We start from the raw sequence: 21,786 nt of genomic DNA, 5'->3' as shown, positions 1-21,786 counted from the left end.
CCGTGGATCGAGAATAGCGGCGGGCGCCCCGGGGCCGCCCTCATCCCCGTCCTGATCCCCCGGAGGATGCGCGCGGCGGGCCGGCCGCGGACGTCAGGGTGTCCATGGCGGCCGACAGCCGCTCCAGCACCTGGACGGTCAGTGCGAACTGCTCCTCGCCCAGCTCCCCGGCCAGCCGCGCCGCGAACTCCGCGTGGGCGGGGGTGATCCGGTTCACCGCCGTCCGGCCGTCCGCGGTGGGCCGGAGGAGTTTGGCCCGCCGGTGGGCGGGGTTCGCCACGTATTCGCCGAGGCCCTGTTCCACCAGCAGGTCGGCGATCCGCTGCACGCTCTGCCGGGTGATGCCCATCGAGCGGGCGATCCCCGACACGGGGAGCGGCTCGCCCAGGACCGCTCCGAGGACCTGCCAGCGGGCGGCCGTCAGCCCGGCGGGGCCTGCCAGCTCCTCGGCGACGGACAGGAAACGGCCGTTGAGCCGGAACACCCCGATCGCGGTGCGGCTCAACCGGTCACCGTTCTCGGTGGCTTCGGTGGCTTCGGTGGCTTCGGTGGGCTCCGAGGGCCGGGCGGGCGCGGTGGGCCGGACGGACCCGTCGGACCCGGTGGGACCGCCGGGTCCGGTGGGCCGGGCGTTCGTTTCGCTCATCCTTCGAGCACCTCGTAGGCGCTCGCGTCCGAGTCGTGGAAGAGCCGGTACCAGGCGTCCAGCTTCTTCGGCTCGAAGACCCCGAGCAGACGCAAGATCTCGCGGGCGAAGGCGACCGGCTCGGTCGGGCCCGCCGTGACGAGGGCGCCCTTCGGCGACCCGCCCGGGTCCGTCACCGCGTCGGCCTCCACGTAACGCGCGCCGCCCGCGTACCCCGTGGCGGCGAGGTAGAAGGAGACCGCACTCGTGTGGGCGCGGTCGTCGAGCAGGCCTTCGCGGGCCAGCCCCGCGGTCGCCCCGCAGATGGCCGCCACGGGCACACCCGCCTCCAGGAAGGTCCGCGCCGTACGGGCGAACGGGGCGAGGGCGTCGCCGGTGTCCCAGAGGGACGCGCCGGTGAGGATGAGCAGCGTGCTGTCGCCGGGATCCAGCTCGTCGAGCGCCAGATCGGGCCGGATGCTCACCCCGCCCATCGTGGTGACGGGCCCGGTGGTGAGGCCGACGGTGCGCACGGTGTGCCCGTGCTGGGTGAGCTGGGCCGTGGCGAAGCCCGGCTCCCAGTCGGCGAAGGTGTCGTAGACGGCCAGGTGAACGGTCGTGCCGGTCATGGTGACCTCCGGTGGCGAAACACGGGACCTTATGACAGAAGGCTGTCATGATGACAGCTTTCTGTCAATCGATCCCCGGTTTCCGGCCGTGAACCCGACAGCTTGCCGAGCCGGGCGGCCCCTGCCGTACACAGTGGTCATGGAGGACGGCGGCAGCGCCGCATACGCTCGCCGCATGAACTCCGATGCCCCTCGTGCCCCGTACGTCGACTCCGCAGCGGGCGCGGCCGTCAAGGCCGCCGACCGCGCGCACGTGTTCCACTCCTGGTCCGCCCAGGGCCTGATCGACCCGCTCGCCGTCGCGGGGGCCGAGGGGGCGTACTTCTGGGACTACGACGGCAACCGCTACCTGGACTTCACCAGCGGCCTCGTCTTCACCAACATCGGCTACCAGCACCCCGCCGTCGTCGCCGCGATCCAGGAGCAGGCGGGCAGGCTGACGACGTTCGCCCCCGCCTTCGCCGTCGAGGCGCGCTCGGAGGCGGCGCGCCTCATCGCCGAACGCACCCCCGGCGACCTGGACAAGATCTTCTTCACCAACGGCGGTGCCGAGGCCGTCGAGAACGCCGTGCGCATGGCCCGGCTGCACACCGGACGTGCCAAAGTGCTCTCCGCCTACCGCTCGTACCACGGTGCCACCGCGACCGCGATCAACCTCACCGGCGATCCGCGCCGCTGGGCCTCCGACAACGGTTCGGCGGGCGTCGTCCGCTTCTGGGCGCCGTTCCTCTACCGCTCGCCGTTCTACGCGCGGACCGAGGCCGAGGAGTGCGCCCGCGCGCTCCAGCACCTCGAGGACACGCTCGCCTTCGAGGGCCCGTCGACCGTCGCCGCCGTCGTCCTGGAGACGATTCCCGGGACGGCGGGCATCATGACGCCGCCGCCCGGCTATCTCGCCGGTGTCCGCGAGCTCTGCGACAGGTACGGGATCGTCTTCGTGCTGGACGAGGTGATGGCCGGCTTCGGGCGCACCGGGAAGTGGTTCGCCGCCGACCACGACGAGGTCGTGCCGGACCTGATGACCTTCGCCAAGGGCGTCAACTCCGGTTACGTGCCGCTCGGCGGCGTCGCCATCAGCGCCGAGATCGCCGCCACCTTCGAGACCCGCCCCTACCCGGGCGGACTCACCTACTCCGGTCACCCGCTCGCCTGCGCCGCCGCCGTCGCCACGATCAAGGTCATGGAGGAGGAGCGGATCGTCGAAGGCGCCGCGACCCTCGGGGAGCGCGTGCTCGGCCCCGGACTGCGCGAGCTCGCCGAGCGCCACCCCTCCGTCGGCGAGGTGCGGGGGCTCGGCGCGTTCTGGGCGCTGGAGCTGGTCCGTGACAGGGAGACCCGTGAGCCCCTGGTCCCGTACAACGCGACCGGGGAGGCCAACGCGCCGATGGCGGCCTTCGGCGCGGCCTGCAAGCGGAACGGCCTCTGGCCCTTCATCAACATGAACCGCACCCACGTCGTCCCCGCCTGCAACATCACCGAGGCGGAGGCGAAGGAGGGGCTCGCGGCCCTGGACGCGGCTCTCTCCGTCGCCGACGAACACACCGTGTAGACGGCACGGGACATGACGCCCTCCCCCGTGCCCGGAACCGGGCACACCCCTGGCTTAAGGTGACCCAAGCCGAGAACGGGAGGGGGCGTCATGGGTGCGAGCGGAGGTGTGACCCGCAGTACGCTGCGGCAGCAGATCGCCGACGCACTGCGTGACGAGGTGCTCGCCGGGCGTCTGCAGCCGCGGGTGGAGTTCACCGTCAAGCAGATCGCCGAGCAGTACGGCGTGTCCGCGACACCCGTCCGCGAGGCGCTCTTCGATCTTTCCGCGCAGGGGCTGCTCGAATCGGACCAGCACCGCGGCTTCCGGGTGCGTGAGTTCAGCGTCGCCGACTACCGGTCGATGGTGGAGGCGCGCGCCCTGGTCATAGACGGGGTGTTCCGGGGCATCTTCGACGGCACCGGATCCGCGTCCGCCGTGATCGACGCCCACCGGACCGCCCTCGTCTCCGTACGCCGCCGGGCGGAGGAGGCGGCACGGGCGGCGCGCGGCGGCGACCTCGACATCCTGATCGGCTACGACCTCAGGTTCTGGCGGGAGCTCGGCGCCGTCATCGGCAACACCTACATCAACGACTTCCTGCAACGGCTGCGGATGCAGGCCTGGGCCTTCGCCGTCCCCTACCTGCGCGGTGACGGCGACGACGTGCGTGACTGGCTCTGGAACGGCCACCAGGAACTGGTGGAGGCGATCACGGCCGTCGACGGGCCCGCCGTGCGCGCGGTGCTGGACGCCTACTTCGAGCACGGGCTGAACTGGGCGGACCGGCTGGCGGCCGGAGATCCCCCGCGCCCGGACCACGGCTGAGCGCGTACCGGCCCGCACCCTGTGCGCGGGGTGCTGCCCGCATTACGCTGTCCCGACCATCGCACGAACCCGTTGGAGAGCGAGACTTCGTGGCCTGTGACCTGTGGCTGGTCCCCCTCGTCGATGTGCTGTGCCACAGCCCCGACAACCCGTTCGCCGAAGAGATCGCCGTCTACGACAAGGCGCTGACCGAGGCGGGGCTGCCGCCCGTGCCCGTCTACGCCTACATGCCCGGCCTCACCGGGGACGTCGCCCCGGTCGCCGGCTTCGACTACGACGCCCTGCACTTCCTGCGCCGTGCCTACCTGCTCCAGCTGAGCGGGCTCGCCGTCACCCCGGTCGACGAACTGGGCGGGGATTACGAGCAGTTGCTGGAGATGTTCGAGCAGAGCGCGCAGGCGTCGCACCTCGTGTGGCACTACGACCACGCCGGGGCGTACGTCCCCCTGGACTTCCCTCATCCGCTCTCCGACGACCAGCTGCTGGAGGGCGGCGGCCCGCTGGGCTCCTCCCACGGGCTGCTGCGGGAGCTGGAGTTCGTCGCCCCGTCCATCGGCATCGACCCGGCCAACCCGCCGGCCGCCCCGCTTCCCCCCGCCGGTCCGACCTCGCTGGAGGAGCCGGCCGCGCCTGTCCCGTACGACGAGAACCCCTTCGCCCGGGAGAGGCACGTCTGGCTCGGCCTCCACGCGGCGGCGACCCGCAGCCTCGCGCAGGGCTCGATGATCATCTTCAGCTGACGACGCGCGCCACGGCCGGCGCGGCCGCCACGGGCCCCGCGCCCGCCACGGCCCGGGTGTCCGTCACGGCCTCCGTGCCCGGCCCCGCCCCGGTCTCACCGGGGCGGCTCCGGCGGCCGCTGGCGAGGCATGTTCGGCCGGGCCACCGAGGGCATGGTGAGCCGGCCGGGCAGGGCGCCCGGCTCGGGACGCCCGCCGGGCCCGCCCGAGACCAGCGACTGCATGCCCATGGGCGCGGGCCCGGCCCGGAACTCCACCATCCAGTCGGCCGTCTCCATGCGGACCAGCTCGGTGATGTCCTCCGAGAAGCGGCGCAGCACCCCGAGGCAGCGCTCCGCGGCCTCGCTGGCGGTGCCCTCGGTCGGCCCCAGCACCTCCCGGACGGACTCGGACGACCAGTCGAACTGCAGCACCTGCAGACGCCTCTGCACGGCCTGTGCCGTCGCGAGGTTCCTTATCCAGCCCGAGGTCAGTCCGAAGTACCGGTCGCACGCCATGCAGGCGGCGCCCAGCAGGAGCGCGAGGTAGCCCCAGCCCGCCGAGCCGTGCAGCTCACCGGTGAGGTCCAGCAGGGGGAGCGCGGCGCCGGAGACCACCCCCGCCGCCGTGCCGAGGCGGAGCATCCTGGCCGTGCGCCGCTTGCGGACCCGGTCGCGCAGATACCACTCGGCGGTCTCCAGGGCGCCGGCCTCGACCCAGCGGTAGAGCTCGTCGAGCCGCTCGGCGGGTTCGCCCCAGTCGCCGAGGGGGAAGGCGCGGCCGGTCAGGTCCCGGGGGCTCGAACCGTAGCGCGGACCGGACCGATCAGTTCCGGTGCCCGCACCGGATCCCGCGCCGGGCTCCTTGCGGGGCGGCCCTTCGGGCTGCATCTCCGGCTGACTCACCGGGGCACTCCTCTGCACTCTGCGTTCGGCGCGTATCGACGCGGATCGGCACGGCTCTCGGTCACGGGAGGGCTGGACCGGCATATGACCGGGGCCTTCATCCGTGTAACTCTGCGTTACCTTCATTGTGCGTATGGGTACGGATACGCATGCTCTTCCTACCGCCGAATGGTGGGCCGCGGGGTCGAAATCGCGGGATTCCCGGGTGGGCACGGGCTCTGGTCAGGTATAGGAGCACGGCAGACGGTTTTCAGAACTCACTCGAAAGAGTTGGTCCGCAGTGGGTGGGGCGCGGCGTCCGGTGAACACGTAGGCTCGGCATACCGAAACAATCCGTCGTCGAGATGCCAGGAGTGACCGTGATTCCCGGTGGTGGCCAGCCCAACATGCAGCAGCTGCTCCAGCAGGCCCAGAAGATGCAGCAGGATCTTGCCGCGGCCCAGGAGGAGCTGGCCAGGACCGAGGTCGAGGGGCAGGCGGGCGGCGGTCTCGTGAAGGCCACCGTGACCGGGTCCGGCGAGCTCCGCGGTCTGGTCATCGACCCGGGCGCCGTGGACCCGGAGGACACGGAGACGCTGGCCGACCTCGTGGTCGCGGCCGTCCAGGCGGCGAACGAGAACGCCCAGCAGCTCCAGCAGCAGAAGCTCGGCCCGCTGGCGCAGGGCCTGGGCGGCATGCCGGGTCTCCCGTTCTGACCCCTGTGCCCACCCGGGCGTACCGGCTACGGTACGAGCAGGAAACAAGAGAGGCGTTCCGTTGTACGAAGGCGTGGTCCAGGAACTGATCGACGAGCTGGGCAGGCTGCCCGGCGTCGGTCCCAAGAGCGCGCAGCGGATCGCCTTCCACATCCTGCAGGCCGAGCCCACCGACGTACGCCGTCTGGCCCATGCCCTCCTCGAGGTCAAGGACAAGGTCCGCTTCTGCGAGATCTGCGGCAACGTCGCCCAGCAGGAGCAGTGCGGCATCTGCCGGGACGCCCGCCGCGACCGCACGGTCATCTGTGTGGTCGAGGAGCCCAAGGACGTCGTCGCGATCGAGCGGACCCGTGAGTTCCGGGGCCGCTACCACGTGCTCGGCGGCGCGATCAGCCCGATCGAGGGCGTCGGGCCCGACGATCTGCGCATCAGGGAGCTGCTGGCCCGGCTCGCGGACGGCTCCATCACGGAGCTGATCCTCGCGACGGACCCCAACCTGGAGGGCGAGGCCACCGCGACGTACCTCGCCCGGATGGTCAAGCCGATGGGCCTGCGCGTCACCCGGCTGGCCAGCGGGCTTCCGGTGGGCGGCGACCTGGAGTACGCGGACGAGGTCACCCTCGGCCGCGCCTTCGAGGGGAGGCGGCTGCTCGATGTGTGATCCGGCGTCTGACGGCGGCTTTACGTTCGGCGGCGCTATGTTCTACCCACCGTTCGCGACCGTGCCCACGGGAGGTCTCCTCGATGTCTGACGCCACGCTGAACTCCGTCACGCAGGACCCGGACGACTTCGCCGTCCAGATCGCGGACCAGATCAAGACGTTCATCGTCGCGGTCGGCGAGGTGTCCAAGGCCGAGGAGCCCGAGGAGGCCGTTCCGGTCCTGCTCCTCCAGGTCTCCCAGCTCCTCCTGGCCGGCGGCCGGCTGGGGGCGTACGAGGACATCCTCCCGGACGAGCGCTACGAGCCGGACCTGGGTCCCGAGCCGGACGCCGACGGCCTGCGCGAGCGCTTCGCGGAGCTCCTGGAGCCCATCGACGTCTACTCCGAGGTCTTCGACCCGTACGAGCCCCGCAAGCCCCCCGTGCCGCACCGCATCTCCGACGACCTGGCCGACCTGGTCACGGACCTCGGACACGGCCTGGCGCACTACGAGGCGGACCGCACGGCGGAGGCCATGTGGTGGTGGCAGTTCTCGTACTTCTCCAACTGGGGCTCCACCGCGTCGGCCGCCCTGCGCGCCCTCCAGTCCCTGATCGCCCACATCCGGCTGAACCAGCCGCTCCAGGAGCTCGACGGCCTGGACACGGACCAGGACCCGGGTGACGGGGACCTGGCGGAGGAGGCGGGGCGCGTGATGGCCGAGGAGATCGCCGGCCCGCTGGGCCTCCGTCCCGTCCTGTAGGGCCCGTCCTCCCGGTGCCCCTCCTGCCGGTGCCCGTCCTGCCGGGGCGGTCCTGTCAGGGCCGCCCGCGCAGGCGGCGGCCTGAGGCCGCCCACTGGGTTCCCGTGCCCTCTGGGGCCTCCGCACCGCCTGTGACCTGCTGCGTCTGCTGTGGCCTGGGACACAAAGAGGCGTGGGGCGGCGAGGAACCGGGCAGCAGCCCGGTACGAGCAGTTCGGAGCGGCGCGCCGTACCAGGTGGTGGGCGGGACATCTCACCATCCGGTACCGACGGGTCGATTCCGGACTGCTCGTTAAACTGAGCCGACCGCACCATTATTGAGCGAGGAGCGCACGTGGGCCTTGTCGTGCAGAAGTACGGAGGCTCCTCCGTAGCCGATGCCGAAGGCATCAAGCGTGTCGCCAAGCGAGTCGTGGACGCCAAGAAGAACGGCAACCAGGTGGTTGTCGTGGTGTCCGCGATGGGCGACACGACGGACGAGTTGATCGATCTCGCAGAGCAGGTGTCCCCGATGCCTGCCGGTCGGGAGTTCGACATGCTGCTGACCGCCGGAGAGCGGATCTCCATGGCCCTCCTGGCGATGGCGATCAAAAACCTGGGCCACGAGGCCCAGTCGTTCACGGGCAGCCAGGCCGGTGTCATCACCGACTCGGTCCACAACAAAGCGCGCATCATCGACGTCACGCCCGGCCGCATCCGGACCTCGATCGACGAGGGCAACATCGCCATCGTCGCCGGGTTCCAGGGCGTGAGCCAGGAGGGCAAGAACATCACGACCCTCGGCCGCGGCGGGTCGGACACGACCGCTGTCGCGCTGGCCGCCGCGCTGGACGCGGAGGTCTGTGAGATCTACACCGATGTGGACGGTGTCTTCACCGCCGACCCCCGGGTCGTGAAGAAGGCCCGGAAGATCGACTGGATCTCCTTCGAGGACATGCTGGAGCTGGCGGCCTCCGGCTCCAAGGTGCTGCTGCACCGCTGCGTCGAGTACGCACGCCGTTACAACATCCCGATCCACGTCCGCTCGTCCTTCTCCGGACTGCGCGGCACCTGGGTCAGCAACGAGCCGCAAGGGGACCAGCAGGTGGAGCACGCCATCATCTCCGGAGTCGCCCACGACGTCTCCGAGGCCAAGGTCACGGTCGTCGGTGTCCCCGACAAGCCGGGCGAGGCCGCCGCGATCTTCCGCGCCATCGCGGACGCCGAGATCAACATGGACATGGTGGTGCAGAACGTCTCCGCCGCGTCGACCGGGCTGACGGACATCACGTTCACCCTGCCCAAGGCGGAGGGCCGCAAGGCCATCGACGCCCTGGAGCGCGCACGTGCCGGCATAGGGTTCGACTCGCTGCGCTACGACGACCAGATCGCCAAGATCTCGCTCGTCGGCGCGGGCATGAAGACCAACCCCGGCGTCACCGCGGGCTTCTTCGAGGCCCTGTCCAACGTCGGCGTGAACATCGAGCTGATCTCGACGTCGGAGATCCGTATCTCGGTGGTCACCCGTGCCGACGACGTCAACGAGGCCGTGCGCGCCGTGCACACCGCCTTCGGTCTCGACAGCGACTCCGACGAGGCCGTCGTCTACGGAGGCACCGGCCGATGACCGGACGCCGCCCTTCGCTCGCGGTCGTCGGCGCGACCGGGGTGATCGGCGGCGTCATGCTCCAGATCCTCTCGCAGCACGAGGACGTCTGGGGCGAGGTCAGGCTCGTCGCCTCGCCGCGCGCGGCCGGCACCAAGCTGGTCGTGCGCGGTGAGGAGACCGAGGTCCTCGCGCTCACCGAGGACGTGTTCGACGGGGTGGACGTCGCCCTGTTCCTGGTGCCGGACGAGGTGTCCGCGCAGTGGGCGCCGGTGGCCGTCGCCCGGGGTGCCGTGGTCGTGGACGACTCGGGCGCCTTCCGGACGGACGACGACGTGCCCCTGGTCGTCCCGGAGATCAATCCCCATGCCGCGCGGCTCAGGCCTCGCGGCATCGTCGCGTCCCCGGCCTGTACGACGCTCTCGCTGATCGTCGCGGTCGGTGCGCTGCACGCCGAATTCGGGCTGCGGGAGCTGATCGTCTCGTCCTACCAGGCGGTGTCCGGTGCGGGCCGGGACGGGGTCGTCGCGCTCCGGGAGCAGCTCGCCCTGGTCGCGGGCACGGAACTGGGCACACGCCCCGGGGACGTGCGGAGGGCGCTGGGCGACGGTGACAGGAGCCCCTTCGCCGCCCCGGTGGCGCTGAACGTCGTGCCATGGGCCGGTACCGATGCCGGGGACGGCTGGTCGTCCGAGGAACTGGCGATCCGCGCGGAGTGCCGGAAGGTCCTGGGCCTGCCGGCCCTGAAGGTGACGGCGACCTGCGTGTACGTCCCCGTCGTGGCGACGCACTCCATGTCCGTGCACGCGCGCTTCGAGAACGAGGTGCCCGTGGACCGGGCGCACGAGGTCCTGGCGACCGCTCCCGGAGTGGTGCTCTTCGACAGCCCGGCGAACGGTGACTTCCCCACCCCGTCCGATGTCGTGGGAACCGACCCGACCTGGGTGGGCAGGGTGCGGCAGTCGATGGACGATCCCCACGCCGTCGACATGTTCATCTGCGGCGATAATCTGCGAAAAGGTGCGGCCCTCAACGTGGCGCAGATCGCGGAGTCGGTGGCCGGAGAATTTCTTCGCACCTGATCGAATCTGTTTTGTAGGATCTGTGTGCGCCCTGTGGGTAACTCGCTGGTCTGAACCTCTTGAGCTGGGGCGTTGTCATGTCCGACGATGATCTCCTGGCTCCCCGCAACCGCTGAGCGGATGCGATGCGTCTACGTCGTCACTTCTTGCGTGGCTGGATGTGTTTTCGGGGCATTTGGGGAAGAGCGGGTACGAATGAGGGCATGTCGCACAGCATCGAACGCGGTGCCGTTGGCGTACAACCCTGACGGGGGGAAGCGTGTCCAACTGGCGTGGCAGAGGTTCTCGACATCACAGTGGTGGGCCCGTTGCGAGGCGCTTCGGTGCGTCCGCTCCGGAGGCCCCGCGCAGCCGGCGGTATGCCGGTGATTGCGCCCATGCCGGCTGCGCGTCCCACCCGGCTGCCGTCGCAGCGCGAGGGCGCTGAGGAGACGGTGGCGGCGGGAACGACGGTCGACCATCTCACCGAGACCTATCGCGCTCACTACCGCTCGCTGCTGGGTCTCGCCGCGCTCCTGCTGGACGACACCGCGTCCTGCGAGGACGTGGTGCAGGAGGCGTTCATCCGGGTGCACTCGGCTCGGAACCGGGTGCGCGATCCGCAGAAGACCCTCGCGTACCTCCGCCAGACCGTGGTCAACCTGTCCCGCTCCGCGCTGCGACGGCGCATCCTCGGGCTGAAGCTGCTCTCCAAGCCGATGCCCGACATGGCGAGCGCGGAGGAGGGCGCGTACGACCAGCTCGAACGGGACGCGCTGATCAAGGCGATGAAGGGTCTGCAGCGCCGCCAGCGCGAGGTGCTGGTGCTGCGCTACTTCTCGGACATGACGGAGGCCCAGGTCGCGGAGACGCTGGGGATATCGCTCGGTTCGGTGAAGGCGTACGGCTCCCGGGGCATTGCGGCACTGCGCGTGGTGATGGAGGCGCAGGCATGAGCAGGCCCGAGCACAGGCACGACGATGACCGGACTGGAAACGGAATTGTGAACCACGGGCCGGAGAACACCCCGAACACCGATCCCGATCAGGACGGTGAACGGAAGCAGGATCAGGACGCGGCCGACGGCGCGGACTCCGCTTCAGGGCCCGCCGCTCCGTGTGCGGACTCCGACGGCCGCGGCTCGGGCGGTCCCGGCTCGGGCGGGTCTTCCGGCCGGGACGGGTCTTCCGGCCGGGACGGCGGCGGGACGCTGACCGAACTCTTCGCGGGCAGGAGCGGCGGCCTCTTCGGGGCCGGCGCCGGCGGGTCCGGGGGCTCTGCGGGCGCCGGAGGTGACTCCGGCGGCGGGGGCATGGACGAGGTCGCGCTGCGCCGCATGCTGCAAGGCGCGGTCCAGGGTCTCGAGCCCTCCGACGGCACACTCGACCATCTGCACCGCGCGGTGCCCGCCCGGCGTGCCAGGCGCCGTCAGGGCGTGGTGGGCGCGGCGGCGGCGGCGCTGCTGATCGGTACGGCGGTACCCGCCTTCGTCCACGTGGCGAATTCGGAGGGCTCCGCCACCGCCAACCCGGCCATCGCCGGTCACGGCGAGCAGGCACAGGGAGGCAGCGGCGAGGACGCGGGCGCCGATGCCGGCGGCGGAAGGCCGGCGGGTCCTGAGGAACGTCGGAGCGAGGGCGCCGAAAGCGGGGACGGCGGCTCCACGGCCCCGTCCGAGGGATCGGAACCGGGTGCCGAGGGCAGCGGGTCCGAAGGGCTGGGCGACGACGACGCCGCCGGGGCCGCGGCCACCACGGCGTGCGACCCCGACCAGCTCAGGGTGGCCTCCGCCGACGCGGGCGCCGCCGACGCGCAAGGCACGGTGTACGGGACCTTCAGGATCGCCAACGCGTCCGGCGCCGCCTGCTCGGTGACCAGCAACGGCACGGTCGGCTTCCAGGCGGCGGGCGCCGCCGACCCGTTGAAGATCACGGTGGTGCAGCACACCGCCGGTGACCCCGCGGCCGGGCTGCCCGATCCCTCCCTGGAACCGGGGACGGTCCTCCTGAAGCCGACGATGGCGTACGAGGTGCGCTTCGCCTGGGTGCCGTCGGACACCTGCCCGACCACCGGCGGTTCGCCCAGCCCGACGCCCACGGACGGCGACGGGGGCGGCGGCGGAGGCGGCGGAGACGCGGCCGGGACCGCCGCGGGGGCGTCCGACACCACCGCGGTGCAGTTGGGCAGTGCGGACGAGGGTCCGGCGGACGGCAGCATCGCGGTCACGCACACCCCGGAGGTGGGGGCGCCGACGGCGGCGACCACCATCGACAACGCCTGCGCCGGCACGATCTACCGCACGGGCGTACTGGACGCCTCGTAGCCGTACGCCGGCGCCGGTCGGCCGGGCCGACCCGGACCTGATCCGTGAGCCGTCCCGGGCGGCGGGGACGGACCTGATCCATGGCCGTCCCCGGCGGCGGGGACGGACCTGATCCGTGGGCCGTCCCGTGCGGGGACGTGGGCCGCCCCGGTCGGTGCATGGCGCGTCTCGGGCCCGGACGCGGGTTCACCTGGGGGTCGCGGTCCGGTCGTGGACGGCTGGACGCAGTCGTGGATACGGGCAGGGGGCCCGCCGGAACTCACTGGTCCGGCGGGCCCCCTGCCCGTATCGCATGTTCGTGCCGATGCCGATGCCGATGCCGATGCCGATGCCGATGCCGATGCCGATGTCGGCACCGGTGCCGGATGCCGGTTCGTGTCAGTCGGCGTCGGCTGCGAGTCCCAGCCGCACGTCGCGCGCGGCCTCCGCCTCGCGGCGCAGCAGGCGGAACCACATGAAGAGCACGAAGCCGCCGAAGACGAACCACTCGCCGGTGTAGCCGAGGTTCTGGAAGGCCTTCAGGTCCAGCCCGCTGCCCTGCGCCACCGCCGCGGGCACGGGCTTCATCCCGTCCGCGCCCGCGTCCTTCCCTGCCGAGGCCGAGGGCAGAGTCACCCAGGCGTCGTACACGTCGTACGGGACGAGGTTCACCAGGGACGCCGCGCTGATCATGCCCAGCTGGCCTTCGGGAAGCCCGCCGCTGACGTCGACGCCGGTCGTCCCGCTGTTCTCGGAAGCCTGCAGATCGCCGGTCACGGTGACCTCACCCGTCGGCGCAGGGGGAACCTCTGCCCTGCCCGGCGTACCCGCCAGCCAGCCGCGTACGACGGGCAGTGCCTTGCCGCTGTCGGTACGCAGCAGATCCAGCACGTAGAAGCCGTCACGGTCGTCCAGCTTGCGGCCGGGCACCAGGAACTGGTCGGCGTACGTCCCCGTCGCCACGGCCGGACGGCCGGACGTGTCCATGTTCACGGGCAGCAGCGCGTCGAGCGGTTTCGGGGAGCGGGTGCCCGGATCGGGACGCGCCTCGGCCTTCTCGTGGGTCTGCACGCGGTCCTCGAAACGACCGAGCTGCCACGTGCCCATCAACACGCAGAACGGGATGGCCAGCACGACGAAGAGGTTGATCCCCCACCACCGCGGGGTCAGCAGGAACCGGTACACCCCTCCACGGTACGGTTCCCCGCTCCGGGCGCCCGGAGCGGGGTGCACCATTTATCCGGACCTTATGCCGTCGGCCTCCCCGTCTCCGGGCTCCCCTCCGCCACCTCGGCCCGTGCCGGACCGAGGTGGCGGAGCGTGAACTCCAGCTCCAGCCGCACCTGTTTGATCCGCTCCTCCACCACGAGCGAGCCATGGCCCGCGTCGTAGCGGTACACCTCGTGGACCGCGCCGCGGTCGGCGAGGCGCTCCACGTAGTTCTCCACCTGCCGGATGGGGCAGCGCGGGTCGTTGACGCCGGCGGAGATGTAGACCGGGGCACGCACGGCGTCCACGTAGGTCAGCGGGGACGAGGCCTCGAAGCGCTCGGGGACCTCCTCCGGAGTCCCGCCGAGCAGCGTGCGGTCCATCGCCTTCAGGGCTTCCATCTCGTCGTGATAGGCGGTGACGTAGTCGGCGACGGGGACCGCCGCCAACCCGAGGGCCCACGCGTCGGGCTGGGTGCCGAGCCCGAGCAGGGTCAGATAGCCGCCCCACGACCCGCCGGCCAGCACCAGACGCTCCGGGTCCGCCAGACCCGACTTCACCGCCCACTCCCGGACGGCCGCGATGTCCTCCAGCTCGATCAGCCCGACCCGGTGCTTGAGCGCGTCCGTCCAGGCGCGGCCGTACCCGGTCGACCCGCGGTAGTTGACCCGTACGACGGCGAAGCCGTGGTCGATCCATGCGGCGGGACCCGACGCGAAGGCGTCGCTGTCGTGCCAGGTGGGTCCACCGTGTATCTCGAAGACCGTGGGAAACGGGCCGTCGCCGGTGGCCGGCGCCTGCACGAGGGCGTGGATGCGGCCTCCGGGGCCGTCCACCCAGGCGTCCCGCACCGGCACCGAGGCCGGTGCCTTCGCCCCGGGCGGGTCGAGGACGACGGAGCCCGTCGTGGACCGCACGACGGGCGGCTGGGCGGCCGACGACCACAGGTACTCCACCGTGCCGTCCGGACGCGCCGTGGCGCCCGAAACCGTCCCGGCCGGGGTCTCGACCCGAATGGGCTCCGCAGCACCCGGCTCGTACCGCCAGAGCTCGCTGCGGGCCTCGAAGCTGTGCTCGATCAGCAGCGCGGATCCGTCCGGATACCACTCGGCGCCGGCGTCACCGGGCAGATCGACGTGGAGGTCCGTCTGCGTCCCCGCCACCGGGTCCCAGATCATCGGTTCCCACCGACCGCGCCGCTGATGCGCGACCAGCAGCCGGGTGTCACCGGCCAGCGGGGCGAACCCCAGCACCGACAGGCCGAGCTCCTTCGTGCCGCCCTCGGTGTCGTCCAGCTCCGCGACCGTCGACCCGTCGGGGCGGACCACGCGCAGCGCGGAGTGCATCGCGTCGCCGTGCTCCGTGTGTTCCAGGGCGATCAGCGTCCCGTCGTGGGAGAGGTCCCCCACTCCCGCGGACTCCCGGTGCCGGTAGATCTCGACCGGCTCCGCCCCCACGCGCACCAGGTGGACCGTCGTGCCGTCCTCGTCCGTCGAGCGGCCGACCACCGCCGTGCCGTCGCGCCCGATCACGAGCCCGGCCGGGTACGACGCTTCCAGGCCGGGCGCGGCCGGCTCGTCGGCGCCGCCGTCGAAGGGCTGCCGCATCCACACGCCGAACTCGTCACCGTCGGTGTCGGCGAACCACCAGACGGCCCGGCCGTCCGGCGTCAGCACTCCGTCGGTCGTCCCGTTGGGCCGGTCCGTGATCTGGCGCTGCTTCCCGGTCGCCCGGTCCCAGGCGTACAGCTCGTACGTGCCGGTCGCGTTGGAGACGAAGAGCGCGCGGTCGGGGGCCTCCTCCGCCCAGTCGGGCAGGGACACCCGCGGGGCACGGAAGCGCTGCTCCCACTGCGGGGGCTCCTGCTCCCGCTCCGGGACGGACGGGTTGTTCTGTGTGTCGCTCATGACCCCATCCAACCCGATGTGGCCACACAACCGGGCGGCCTGTGGATAACTGTTCGCACGCACCCCCGCCCTGTGGGTAACTTTCCGGCATGTACTCATCGGCCCCCGAGGACTGGCACGCGGTCAATCGCGCGCGCTGGGACGAGCGCGTCGCGATCCACGCCGCCAGTGACTTCTACGACCTGGACGCCTTCCTGGCGGGCAAGGACGCCCTGCGCGGCTTCGAGCTCGCGGAGGTCGGTGACGTGACGGGCCGGACCCTGCTGCACCTTCAGTGCCACATAGGCCTCGACACCCTCTCGTGGGCGCGCCACGGCGCCTCCCAGGTCGTCGGCCTCGACTTCTCCGAGCCCGCCGTCGAGACCGCCCGCGGCCTGGCGCGTTCACTGGATCTCCCGCCGGAGCAGGCCGCGTTCGTCGCCTCCGACGTGTACGACGCCGCCGAGGCGGTGCCGGACACCGCGTACGACATCGTCTACACCGGGCTCGGAGCGCTGAACTGGCTCCCGGACATCCGCCGTTGGGCGGAGACCGCCGCCTCGCTGGTCGCACCGGGCGGGTTCCTCTACCTGGCGGAGTTCCACCCCCTGACCGGCTGCCTGGACGACGAGACCGGATCGACGCTCACCTACGACTACTTCAGCCCCGACCCCTGGGTGGACGAGTCGCCGGGCACGTACGCCGACTTCGGTGCGGCCACGGTCCACAACCGCAGCGTCGAGTGGCAGCACCCCGTGGGCGAGGTCGTCTCGGCGCTGGCGGGGGCCGGGCTGCGGATCGAGTTCCTGCACGAGCACGACGCCTCGCTGTTCGCCCGCTACCCGGCGCTGGTGCGGCATGCGGACGGGTACTTCCGCTTCCCGGCCGGCCGTCCGCGTGTCCCGCTGATGTACTCGGTCAAGGCATCCCGGCCGGCCGACGGCTGACCGGGCCGTCGTCCGGCCGATTGTCAGTGGCGGGCGCCACAATCGGGAGCATGACCGAGATGGCCGGCGGAGCCGGTGCCACAGGGGAGGCGGCCGACGTGCGGGCCGCCTGCGAGGCGTACTGGGCGGCGGTGGACGCCCGTGACTGGGGCGCGTTCGCCGCCACCCTCGCCGACGGCCTGGTGTACGACCTGCCGCAGAGCCGTGAGCGCATCCTGGGCAAGGAGCGCTACGTCCGGTTCAACCAGGAGTGTCCAGGCGATCGGCACATCCGGATCGAGCGCATCGTGGCCGACGGGGAAGGCCTTCAGGCGGCCGTCCGGACGCTCTTCACCGTCGGGGCGGAGGAGGTGCACGGCGTTCACTTCTTCACCTTCGACGCGGACGGACGGATCGTCGGTGTCACGGACTTCTGGCCCGAGTCCTACGAGCCTCCGACGGGCCGTGAGCACCTGGTCGAGCGGTACTGAGCCCGGAGCTCACGGTGCGGGTTGCCGACGGGCGCGCCCCGTCGCCCCGCTCCCGCCCTCGGCAGGGCGGCGGCGCCTCCGACAGGTCCGGTGACGCCGCCGCCTGATCCGGCGGTTTGCTCTGCGCGCGTTACGCCGCAGATCTGAAGGCGGGCAGGTATCCGTTCGACTGCCCGATCGCCTTCGGGTGGTACGAGTTGGTGACGGGGATGGACACGCTGTGGATCCACGCGTCACCCGAGCAGAGCTCGTGCCCGGTGAACTCGTCCGCCACACCGGAGAAGGTGAACCCCGCGTCCGCCGACCGCTTGGCGAGCACCCCGTTGAGCACGTCCGAGGCGTTGTTGATCGCCCCGCGCTCGGTCTCCGTCAGGCCGGCGATGCAGGTCCCCGACAGCTTGTAGAAGCGCGGATACCCCAGGACCACCACGTGGGCCTGCGGCGCACGCGATCGGATGCCCGCGTAGAGGGAGTCGAGCCGGCCCGGCAGCGAGCTCTGGATCTGGGAGACCGCCGTGTTCACCCGGCTCACACACGTGGCCTCGCTCTGCAGGACACATGTCTGCATGACGTCGGCGAACCCGACGTCGTTGCCGCCGGCTGTGAGGCTGACGAGCGTGGTCGACGCACTCAGTGCCCCCAGCTGACCGCTGGAGACTGATGCCGTCGTGGCGCCCGAGCAGGCGACGAACGTGAACGACGACGGGCTGTTCGCGTTCGCCCAGAGGTACGGGTAGGCGTTGGTGCTGCGCTTGCAGTCGCCGCTCTCGGAGGTGTAACTCCCGGCGCCGACACCGGAGGAGTAGGAGTCACCGAGAGCGACGTAGTTGCCGCCGGCGGCGGATGCTGGTTGTGCGACGCCGAGTGCGGCCACGGCGGCGATCGCGAGGGTGAAGACGGACGCCCGGAAGGTTCGTACTGACATGGCTGCCAGCCCTTCGAAGTGTGGGGGACGAGTGGGGAGTTCGTGGGGCGAGCACGTTTTTAGCAGCTCGCGGTACTCGGCGGTAATGGGCGCGGGGAAAGTCGTCTGATATGCCCGAAGGATCGTTCGGTAGACGATGCTCCGCGCGTAGATAAACCCTCGATGGGCCCTCGAAATGGTGAAGTTCTGGGCCCTTCCGCCACCCCTCCCGACTCCGCTGAGTCACATTGAGGGGAGCGTCAGATGTTCGAATGACCTCGGGAGGGTTCGGTGCACCCGTCCTGCCGCCGCCGCGGCGCGTTACGCGTCGGCCTCCAGGCGGTGTGCCATGGCGCCGAGATGGCGGCGTTCGGGGGCGCTGGTCGTGCGGCGGGCGGCTTCGCGGTAGGAGGCGGCTGCGGCCTCGTGTTCACCGAGCAGTTCCAGGAGATGGGCGCGGGTGGCCAGGAGGCGGTGGTGGCGGGCCGTACGGTTGTCGGCCTCCAGGGTGGTGATCAGGTCGAGTCCCGCGGCCGGGCCGTGCACCATCGCGACGGCGACCGCGCGGTTGAGGGAGACCATCGGGTTCGGCCCGAACTGCTCCAGGAGCTCGTACAGGGCGAGGATCTGAGGCCAGTCGGTGGCGCCGATGTCCTCGGCCTCGTCGTGCACGGCCGCGATGGCCGCCTGCAGTTGGTACGGGCCGACCCGGCCGAGTGGCAGGGTCCGGCTGATCAGGTCGACCCCTTCCGCGACGGCACGGTGGTCCCACCGGCCGCGGTCCTGGTCCGCCAGTGGCACCAGTTCCCCGGACGGGCCGGTGCGGGCGGGACGTCGCGCGTCGGTGAGCAGCATCAGCGCGAGGAGGCCCGCCGTCTCGGTGTCGTCGGGGACCGAGCGGTGCAGCATCCGGGTGAGCCGGATCGCCTCCGCGGACAGTTCCGGCACGGTCAGGCCGGTGTCGTCGGAACCGGTGGTGGCGTACCCCTCGTTGAAGATGAGGTAGACCACGTGCCGCACGTCGGCCAGCCGCTCGGTGAGATCGGCACCCTCCGGCACGGCCAGGGGAGTGCCGGACGCCTTGACGGTCTGCTTGGCCCGGCTGATGCGCTGAGCCATGGTCGGCTCGGGCACCAGGAAGGCCGCGGCGATCTGCGCGGTGGTCAGGCCGCCGACCGCGCGCAAGGTCAGCGCGATCCTGCTGGCCGGCGACAGCGACGGATGGCAGCACAGGAACAACAACGCCAGCGAGTCGTCCCGTTCCGCGTCGGACGCGGTGTCGGCGGCAGCGCCGAGCAGTTCGGCCTGCGGAGTGGCCAGGGCGAGGGTGTCCTCACGGCGCCGGCGCGCGCTGTCGCTGCGGATCCGGTCGACCAGCCTTCGGGAGGCGACGGTGACCAGCCAGCCCCGTGGATTGTCCGGTACGCCGGCTCCGGGCCACTGCAGGGCGGCCGCGAGGAGTGCTTCCTGGACCGCGTCCTCGCAGAGGTCGAAGGCGTCGTACCGGCGTACGAGCACGCCGAGGACCTGCGGCGCCAGCTCGCGCAGCAGGTCCTCGGCGGCGTGGCGCCCGTCGGTCACACGTCCGCCGCGGACTCGTGCAGCACCGGCCACAGCTCGACCGGGTCCACGTCGGCGAACGGCATGTCCGCGGCGATCGCCTGGGCCCGCTCCGGACTGTCGCAGTCGAGCAGGTAGAAGCTGGCGATGTACTCCTTGGTCTCCAGGTACGGGCCGTCGGTGACCGCCGGGACGCCGTCCTCGCGGCGCACGAGCTGGGCGTTGGCCGCGTCCGCCAAGCCGTAGGCGCCGAGGAGCTCACCGCTCTCGCGGTACTTCTTGTTGAACGCCTCCTGCTCGGCGATCGCACGGGGCCACTCCTCGGCCGGGAAGGAGTCCCACTTGGCCTGGTTGCCGTAGATCATCGCGATGTACTTCATCTCGGACGTCCTCTGCCTCTCGCGCGCCCCGTCGGCGCGCTGTCACCCTTCGGTCGGAGCGGGAGGCGGGCCCTCGACATCCGACGACGACTTTCCTAGGAATCTTTTTCACCTGGGTGAGGAGTCGGGTTCAGCCGCGGCCCCATCTTCACCCCCGCCCCTTCACCGCAGACGAACGCGGCCGCCGGGAGATCCGGCGGCCGCGGTGCGTGGGAGTGGTCCGCTCTACAGCGTGCGCTCCAGACGGTCCGCCATCAGCCTGCTGAAGCGCGAGGGATCACTCAGCTCGCCACCGTCCGAGAGGAGCGCCAGGCCGTGGACGAGCTCCGCCGTCTCGGCCAGTTCGGTGCCGGCGCCCTCTTCGCCGCTCTGCGCGGCGTGGGCCTTCTTCAGTCCGCTGATCAGTGCGTGCGACGGGTTGAGTTCGAGGATGCGCTTGATCTGCGGCACCTCCTGGCCCATGGCGCGGTACATGTTCTCCAGGGCCGGGGTGACATCGTGCGTGTCCGAGACGATGCAGGCGGGCGAGACGGTGAGGCGGGAGGAGAGACGAACCTCCTTCACCGTGTCACCGAGCTGCTCCGTCATCCAGGTCAGCAGGCCGGCGTAGTCCTGCTGCTGCTTCTCGCGCTCGGCCTCGACCTCCTTCTTCTCCTCGTCGGTGTCCAGGTCGACCTCGCCCTTGGAGATGGACTGGAGCGGCTTGCCGTCGAACTCGGGAACGGACTGGACCCAGACCTCGTCGACGGGGTCGGTCAGCAGGAGGACCTCGAACCCCTTGGCGCGGAAGGCCTCCATGTGGGGGGAGCTCTCCATGGCCGCGCGCGATTCGCCGGTCATGTAGTAGATCTGCTCCTGCCCCTCCTTCATCCGTTCCACGTACGCGCGCAGGGTGGTGAGCCCTTCGTCGTCCTGGGTCGAGGCGAACGAGGAGATCTCCAGGATGGCGTCACGGTTCTCGAAGTCCTGGAACAGCCCTTCCTTGAGGACCCGGCCGAACTCCTTCCAGAGCGTCTCGTACTTCTCGGGGGCCTTGGACCTGAGGTCCTTGACCGTCGAGAGCACCTTCTTGACCAGGCGGCGCCGCATCATCTCGATCTGGCGGTCCTGCTGGAGGATCTCGCGCGACACGTTCAGCGAGAGGTCCTGGGCGTCGACCACGCCCTTCACGAAGCGGAGGTAGGTCGGCATGAGCGCTTCGCAGTCATCCATGATGAACACGCGCTTCACGTAGAGCTGGACCCCACGCTTGTGGTCCTGCATGAACAGGTCCTGCGGCGCGTGGGCCGGGAGGAAGAGCAGGGCCTGGTATTCGAAGGTCCCCTCCGCCTGCATGCGGATGGTCTCCAGCGGGTCCGTCCAGTCGTGACTGATGTGCTTGTAGAGCTCGCTGTACTCCTCGTCGGTCACGGAGTCCTTGGACCGTGCCCACAGGGCCTTCATCGAGTTGACCGTCTCGACCTCGGGCTCGGCGCCCTCCTCGCCCGTGACCGCCTTCATGCGGATGGGCCAGGTGATGAAGTCCGAGTAGCGCTTGACGATTTCCCTGATCTTCCAGGGCGAGGTGTAGTCGAAGAGCTTGTCCTCGGCGTCCTCCGGCTTGAGCCGCAGGACGACCGAGGTGCCCTGCGGGGCGTCGTCGACGGTCTCGACGGTGTAGGTGCCCTCGCCGCTCGACTGCCAGCGGGTCCCCGTGTCCTCGCCCGCACGCCGGGTCAGCAGGGTGACCTCGTCGGCGACCATGAAGCTGGAATAGAAACCGACACCGAACTGTCCGATCAGCTCCTCGGAAGCGGCGGCGTCCTTGGCCTCCTTGAGCTCCTGGAGGAACTTCGCGGTACCGGAATTGGCGATCGTCCCGATGAGCTGCACGACCTCGTCGTGCGACATCCCGATGCCGTTGTCGCGCACCGTAAGGGTGCGCTCCTCCTGGTCGGCCTCGATGGCGATGTGCAGGTCGGACGTGTCCGCCTGGATCTTTTCGTCGCGGAGAGTTTCCAGTCGCAGCTTGTCCAGCGCGTCCGAGGAATTGGAGATGAGCTCACGCAGGAATACATCCTTGTTCGAGTAAATCGAATGGATCATCATCTGCAGGAGCTGGCGCGCTTCTACCTGAAACTCGAACGTCTCGGCCGACATGGGTACGGGA

Annotated in this window: 21 protein-coding genes; 12 read left to right on the top strand and 9 right to left on the bottom strand. The window is 70.8% G+C overall.

What is annotated here, in order from left to right; translation table 11 throughout:
• Positions 1-40: 40 nt before the first annotated feature.
• Together OG488_RS17635 and OG488_RS17630 are read right to left on the bottom strand one after the other, a co-directional pair.
• Positions 41-646, bottom strand: a complete 606-nt coding sequence (locus OG488_RS17635) for a MarR family winged helix-turn-helix transcriptional regulator (RefSeq protein ID WP_329230371.1) — start codon at positions 644-646, stop codon at positions 41-43.
• A complete protein-coding gene (locus OG488_RS17630) occupies positions 643-1,254 on the bottom strand; it encodes a DJ-1/PfpI family protein (protein WP_329230369.1) in 612 nt (203 codons plus the stop codon). The genes OG488_RS17635 and OG488_RS17630 overlap by 4 nt, the downstream gene beginning before the upstream one ends.
• Before the next feature lie 175 nt (positions 1,255-1,429).
• On the opposite strand from OG488_RS17630, the gene OG488_RS17625 reads away from it, so the two are divergent.
• From OG488_RS17625 to OG488_RS17615, 3 genes are all read left to right on the top strand, one after another.
• A complete protein-coding gene (locus tag OG488_RS17625) occupies positions 1,430-2,803 on the top strand; it encodes an aspartate aminotransferase family protein (RefSeq protein ID WP_329230368.1) in 1,374 nt (457 codons plus the stop codon).
• A 90-nt stretch (positions 2,804-2,893) separates the two neighbouring features.
• A complete protein-coding gene (locus tag OG488_RS17620) occupies positions 2,894-3,610 on the top strand; it encodes a GntR family transcriptional regulator (RefSeq protein WP_329230367.1) in 717 nt (238 codons plus the stop codon).
• Between the two features lie 89 nt (positions 3,611-3,699).
• Positions 3,700-4,350, top strand: coding sequence for a hypothetical protein (locus tag OG488_RS17615; RefSeq protein WP_329230363.1), 651 nt, complete (start codon positions 3,700-3,702; stop codon positions 4,348-4,350).
• Between the two features lie 95 nt (positions 4,351-4,445).
• Here the strand turns inward: OG488_RS17615 and OG488_RS17610 are convergent, their stop codons facing one another.
• On the bottom strand, positions 4,446-5,234 hold the full coding sequence (locus OG488_RS17610) for an SLATT domain-containing protein (RefSeq protein ID WP_329230361.1): 789 nt from the start codon (positions 5,232-5,234) through the stop codon (positions 4,446-4,448).
• A 359-nt stretch (positions 5,235-5,593) separates the two neighbouring features.
• On the opposite strand from OG488_RS17610, the gene OG488_RS17605 reads away from it, so the two are divergent.
• The 7 genes from OG488_RS17605 (at position 5,594) to OG488_RS17575 (ending at position 12,302) form a co-directional block, all read left to right on the top strand.
• Positions 5,594-5,929, top strand: coding sequence for a YbaB/EbfC family nucleoid-associated protein (locus OG488_RS17605; RefSeq protein ID WP_329238763.1), 336 nt, complete (start codon positions 5,594-5,596; stop codon positions 5,927-5,929).
• Between the two features lie 61 nt (positions 5,930-5,990).
• Entirely contained in the window at positions 5,991-6,590 is a 600-nt protein-coding gene (recR, locus tag OG488_RS17600; RefSeq protein WP_031090791.1) for a recombination mediator RecR, read from the top strand.
• 83 nt (positions 6,591-6,673) lie between these two features.
• Positions 6,674-7,333 carry a DUF5063 domain-containing protein gene (locus OG488_RS17595; RefSeq protein ID WP_073750343.1) on the top strand — a complete coding sequence of 220 codons (660 nt, stop codon included), beginning with the start codon at positions 6,674-6,676 and terminating at the stop codon, positions 7,331-7,333.
• A 334-nt stretch (positions 7,334-7,667) separates the two neighbouring features.
• On the top strand, positions 7,668-8,939 hold the full coding sequence (locus OG488_RS17590) for an aspartate kinase (RefSeq protein WP_329230358.1): 1,272 nt from the start codon (positions 7,668-7,670) through the stop codon (positions 8,937-8,939).
• A complete protein-coding gene (locus OG488_RS17585) occupies positions 8,936-10,000 on the top strand; it encodes an aspartate-semialdehyde dehydrogenase (RefSeq protein WP_329230356.1) in 1,065 nt (354 codons plus the stop codon). Before OG488_RS17590 ends, OG488_RS17585 begins: the two co-directional genes overlap by 4 nt.
• 359 nt (positions 10,001-10,359) lie before the next feature.
• A complete protein-coding gene (locus OG488_RS17580; protein ID WP_329230355.1) occupies positions 10,360-10,935 on the top strand; it encodes a SigE family RNA polymerase sigma factor in 576 nt (191 codons plus the stop codon).
• Positions 10,932-12,302 (top strand): hypothetical protein, encoded by a 1,371-nt coding sequence (locus tag OG488_RS17575; RefSeq protein ID WP_329230352.1) that lies wholly within the window; start codon positions 10,932-10,934, stop codon positions 12,300-12,302. The genes OG488_RS17580 and OG488_RS17575 overlap by 4 nt, the downstream gene beginning before the upstream one ends.
• Before the next feature lie 378 nt (positions 12,303-12,680).
• Here the strand turns inward: OG488_RS17575 and OG488_RS17570 are convergent, their stop codons facing one another.
• Positions 12,681-13,466, bottom strand: a complete 786-nt coding sequence (locus OG488_RS17570; protein WP_329230350.1) for an SURF1 family protein — start codon at positions 13,464-13,466, stop codon at positions 12,681-12,683.
• Positions 13,467-13,528: 62 nt separating this feature from the next.
• Positions 13,529-15,397, bottom strand: a complete 1,869-nt coding sequence (locus OG488_RS17565; protein ID WP_329230348.1) for a S9 family peptidase — start codon at positions 15,395-15,397, stop codon at positions 13,529-13,531.
• Between the two features lie 89 nt (positions 15,398-15,486).
• On the opposite strand from OG488_RS17565, the gene OG488_RS17560 reads away from it, so the two are divergent.
• Both OG488_RS17560 and OG488_RS17555 read left to right on the top strand, forming a co-directional pair.
• Complete coding sequence (locus tag OG488_RS17560) at positions 15,487-16,323, top strand: class I SAM-dependent methyltransferase (RefSeq protein ID WP_329230346.1); 837 nt, start codon at positions 15,487-15,489, stop codon at positions 16,321-16,323.
• A gap of 59 nt (positions 16,324-16,382) precedes the next feature.
• Complete coding sequence (locus OG488_RS17555) at positions 16,383-16,793, top strand: nuclear transport factor 2 family protein (protein ID WP_329238760.1); 411 nt, start codon at positions 16,383-16,385, stop codon at positions 16,791-16,793.
• Positions 16,794-16,923: 130 nt separating this feature from the next.
• Here OG488_RS17555 and OG488_RS17550 read toward each other — a convergent pair whose 3' ends face one another.
• From OG488_RS17550 to htpG, 4 genes are all read right to left on the bottom strand, one after another.
• Positions 16,924-17,718 carry an SGNH/GDSL hydrolase family protein gene (locus OG488_RS17550; protein WP_329230345.1) on the bottom strand — a complete coding sequence of 265 codons (795 nt, stop codon included), beginning with the start codon at positions 17,716-17,718 and terminating at the stop codon, positions 16,924-16,926.
• Between the two features lie 300 nt (positions 17,719-18,018).
• Complete coding sequence (locus tag OG488_RS17545) at positions 18,019-19,278, bottom strand: RNA polymerase sigma factor (protein WP_329230343.1); 1,260 nt, start codon at positions 19,276-19,278, stop codon at positions 18,019-18,021.
• Positions 19,275-19,637 (bottom strand): YciI family protein, encoded by a 363-nt coding sequence (locus tag OG488_RS17540; RefSeq protein WP_329230341.1) that lies wholly within the window; start codon positions 19,635-19,637, stop codon positions 19,275-19,277. Before OG488_RS17540 ends, OG488_RS17545 begins: the two co-directional genes overlap by 4 nt.
• Before the next feature lie 225 nt (positions 19,638-19,862).
• Positions 19,863-21,776: a molecular chaperone HtpG gene (gene htpG, locus OG488_RS17535; protein WP_329230339.1), complete on the bottom strand. Its 1,914-nt coding sequence runs from the start codon at positions 21,774-21,776 to the stop codon at positions 19,863-19,865.
• Positions 21,777-21,786 lie beyond the last annotated feature (10 nt).

The sequence above is a fragment of the Streptomyces sp. NBC_01460 genome (assembly GCF_036227405.1).
In the GTDB taxonomy this organism is placed as follows: Bacteria; Actinomycetota; Actinomycetes; order Streptomycetales; family Streptomycetaceae; genus Streptomyces.
This window is presented reverse-complemented; position numbering and strand designations above follow the sequence as displayed.